We start from the raw sequence: 1,153 nt of genomic DNA, 5'->3' as shown, positions 1-1,153 counted from the left end.
GCGCACCCTGCAGTGGTTCCAGGGCAAGGCATGGGACCGGACCACCCCGCTCGGCCCGGTGGTCGTCACCCCCGACGAACTCGACCCGGTCGCGGGCGTCGGGGTGATCTGCCGCGTGAACGGCGTCGAGCGCCAGCGCGGCGACACCCGCACCCTCGTCTTCGACGCGGCCGACCTGCTCGCCTACGTCTCCACCTTCACGTCCCTGCGCCCCGGCGGCGTCGTGCTGACCGGCACCCCCGGTGGCGTGGGTGCCGGCCTGGCACCGCCCCTCTACCTGGCCGATGGCGACCTCCTCGAGACCGAGATCCCCGGCATCGGCGTACTCCGCAACCGCCTCCGTCTCACCGACCCCCGGAGCTGATCATGGAACCCGATTTCTCCAAGTACGTCCTGGAGGGCGACAACTCCGCGTACGCCAACGCGTCCGGCCTGGTCGTCCCGGTCGTGACCCGCGGCGGCCTCGAAGTCGGCGCCACCGGCCAGTCCACCGGAGCCACCCGCGTCTCCGGCGTCTCCATCCAGCACACCCCGGCCACCAAGCTGTGGTTCGGCAAGGTCAGCAACGAGCCCGGTTACCGCTCGGTGACCCACCATCACGGCGAGGCCGAGACCGGCGGCTACGTCCTGTCGGGCCGGGCGCGCATCTACTTCGGCGAGAAGTTCGAGGACTACGTCGACATGGAAGAGGGCGACTGGGTCTTCGTACCGCCGTTCATGCCGCACATCGAGTGCAACCTCTCACGCACCAAGCCGCTGACCTGGATGACCACCCGGACGCCGGAGAACATCGTCGTCAACCTGCCCGACATCGCGGACGCCGCCCTACGCGACTGGCTGAACCGATGACGCCGCTGACTACGACGCCGCCGCCGACGTCCGCGGCATTCACCTCGGCCGTCACGCTGAAGCCGGCCGAGCCCGAGCTCTTCGACCGCGCCTTCACCGCGACCACCCAGCCCTGCCCCTGGCCGAAGGCGTACGGCGGTGACATGGTCGCCCAGGCCGCGGCCGCCGCAATGCGGTCGGTCGAGGGCAAGACGCTGCACTCGATGCACTCCTACTTCCTGCGGCCGGTCGACATCGGTGCCGAGGTCCGTTACGAGGTGGAGCTGCTGCGCGACGGCCGCGGCTACGCCACCCGGCAGGTCCG

General features: G+C 70.5%; 3 protein-coding genes. All 3 read left to right on the top strand.

Going from position 1 to position 1,153, the window contains the following annotated elements; genetic code table 11:
- The coding region (locus KVT45_RS54990; RefSeq protein WP_217562639.1) for a fumarylacetoacetate hydrolase family protein at positions 1 to 364 on the top strand (364 nt) is incomplete at its 5' end.
- A 2-nt stretch (positions 365 to 366) separates the two neighbouring features.
- Positions 367 to 849, top strand: coding sequence for a cupin domain-containing protein (locus KVT45_RS54985; RefSeq protein ID WP_217562637.1), 483 nt, complete (start codon positions 367 to 369; stop codon positions 847 to 849).
- Positions 846 to 1,153 (top strand): acyl-CoA thioesterase domain-containing protein (locus KVT45_RS54980; RefSeq protein WP_217562635.1); only part of this gene is annotated, 308 nt, incomplete at its 3' end. The genes KVT45_RS54985 and KVT45_RS54980, both read left to right, overlap by 4 nt.

This window comes from Streptomyces sp. GbtcB6, assembly GCF_019091475.1.
Classification (GTDB): Bacteria; Actinomycetota; Actinomycetes; order Streptomycetales; family Streptomycetaceae; genus Streptomyces; species Streptomyces hyaluromycini.
The sequence above is the reverse complement of the archived record's forward strand: the minus strand, read 5'-3'. Positions and strand labels throughout refer to the sequence as shown.

Coding starts and splice junctions, on each gene's coding strand:
- KVT45_RS54985 (WP_217562637.1), top strand. CDS start 367: ATGGAACCCGATTTCTCCAAGTACGTCCTGGAGGGCGACAACTCCGCG.